We start from the raw sequence: 2,109 nt of genomic DNA on the forward strand, positions 1-2,109 counted from the left end.
GCTGGTGCTGCTGTTCCGTCGTCCCGCTGTGGCAGAAGTTCTTCCGGGTAGCCAGAACATTTCATCGATTCCGGACCAGAGAGAGCCTGTATTGTCGAACAGGCCAAAGAGGTCGGGAAGTCCGCCGCCGGCGGCCGTGTCGGTCGGTCTGCCGCCTCGCCGCGGGGAAACGACTGCTGCGCGACCATCGTGATGGGCAGCGCAGTGGTTTCACCTGCCGGTCGTCGATGAAGCATGGTTCCTTGATCGATCTCTCGGTGGCCTGCGAAGCTCCCCAGCCGTCTACACAAACCCTATGAGGAGAAACACATGAGTGAATACATTGCCCCGCTCCGTGACATGCAGTTCGTGCTCAAGGAACTTGCCGGGCTTGAGCGGGTAGCTGAGCTGCCGGGTTGCGAGGAAGCAACGCCCGATCTGGTCGACGCGGTTCTCGAAGAGGCCGCCAGGTTTGCCGCGGAAATTCTGTCGCCGCTCAACTGGTCGGGGGACCAGGAGGGCGCCCGCTGGCACGACAAGACGGTGACCATGCCGGCGGGTTTCAAGGAAGCGTACCGGATGTTCACCGACGGCGGTTGGCCGGCGCTGGCCTGCGAACCGGAATGGGGAGGGCAGGGACTGCCGAAAGTGGTCGCGGCCGCCGTCGCCGAGATGTGGAAATCGGCCAATCATGCGTTTTCGTTGTGTCCGCTGCTCACTGCCGGCGCCATCGAGGCCCTGGTACTGACCGGCTCCGACCAGTTGAAGGCGACCTACCTCGAAAAGATGGTCAGTGGCCAATGGAGCGGGACGATGAACCTCACCGAGCCGAGCGCCGGTTCCGACCTGGCGGCCGTGCGCACGCGTGCGGAACCGCAGGCCGACGGTAGCTACCTGATCTTCGGGCAGAAGATCTTCATCACCTACGGTGAGCACGACCTGACGGAGAACATCATCCACCTCGTGCTGGCGCGGACGCCGACAGCGCCCGAGGGCGTCAAGGGGATTTCGCTGTTCGTGGTGCCGAAGTTCATGGTCAATGACGACGGCAGCCTCGGCGAGCGTAACGATGCCTATTGTGTGTCGATCGAGCACAAGCTCGGCATCCACGCCAGCCCAACCGCGATCATGGCCTTCGGGGATCATCGCGGTGCTGTCGGCTACCTGGTCGGTGAGGAGAATCGCGGTCTCGAGTACATGTTCATCATGATGAACGCTGCGCGCTTCGGGGTCGGCCTCGAAGGTGTCGCCGCTTGCGAGCGTGCTTACCAGCGTGCGCGCGATTACGCGCGCGAACGCGTGCAGTGTACCGATGTCGGCGTGCGCGGTGGTCCGAAAGTGGCGATCATCAGGCATCCCGACGTGCGCCGCATGCTGATGACCATGCGCTCGCGTGCCGAAGCCACGCGGGCACTGGCCTACGTGGTGGCGGCCGCACACGACACCGCGCTCCGCCATCCGGATGCCGCCGAGCGCAAGCGCCAACAGGCCTTCGTTGATCTGATGATCCCGGTAGTGAAGGGCTGGAGCACCGAATCGGGTGTCAGCATCGCCTCGATCGGCGTGCAGGTGCACGGCGGCATGGGTTATGTCGAAGAGACCGGTGCCGCGCAGCACCTGCGTGACGCACAGATCTCGACCATCTACGAGGGCACCACCGGCATCCAGGCCAACGACCTGATCGGCCGCAAGATGGCGCGTGAGGGCGGCGCTACCCTGAAAGTAGTGATCGAAGAAATGCGCGCGCTCGACGCCGATCTCGCGAGCCGGGAGGGCGGACATCTTGCAGCCATTCGCAGCCGCTTCACGGCCGGCGTCGATGCGCTGGCGGCTGCCGGCGAGTGGCTGGTGACCATCTACGGGGTCGACGTTCGTGCCGCATCGGCCAGCGCGGTGCCGTTCCTGATGCTGCTCGGGATCGTCGCCGGCGGTTGGCAGATGGCACGTGCGGCGCTGATCGCGCAGGCGAAGATCGACGCTGGTGACAGCGATCCCTTCTATGCCGCAAAGATCATCACCGCCCGTTTCTATGCCGACCATGTGTTGTCGCAGGCCGCCGGCCTGGCGAGCAGCATCACCGAGGGTGCCGAAGGCGTCAACGCCTTGCCTGAAGACATGTTCTAAGCGAGT

At 64.2% G+C, this 2,109-nt stretch carries 1 protein-coding gene; it reads left to right on the forward strand.

Going from position 1 to position 2,109, the window contains the following annotated elements:
- Positions 1-309: 309 nt before the first annotated feature.
- Positions 310-2,103: an acyl-CoA dehydrogenase C-terminal domain-containing protein gene (locus CAPSK01_RS00425; protein ID WP_034920875.1), complete on the forward strand. Its 1,794-nt coding sequence runs from the start codon at positions 310-312 to the stop codon at positions 2,101-2,103.
- Positions 2,104-2,109: the final 6 nt, after the last annotated feature.

It is taken from the genome of Candidatus Accumulibacter vicinus, from assembly GCF_000584955.1.
GTDB lineage: Bacteria > Pseudomonadota > Gammaproteobacteria > Burkholderiales > Rhodocyclaceae > Accumulibacter > Accumulibacter vicinus.

Excerpts from the sequence above, each read along its gene's own strand:
- CAPSK01_RS00425 (WP_034920875.1), top strand. The coding sequence starts at position 310 with ATGAGTGAATACATTGCCCCGCTCCGTGACATGCAGTTCGTGCTCAAG.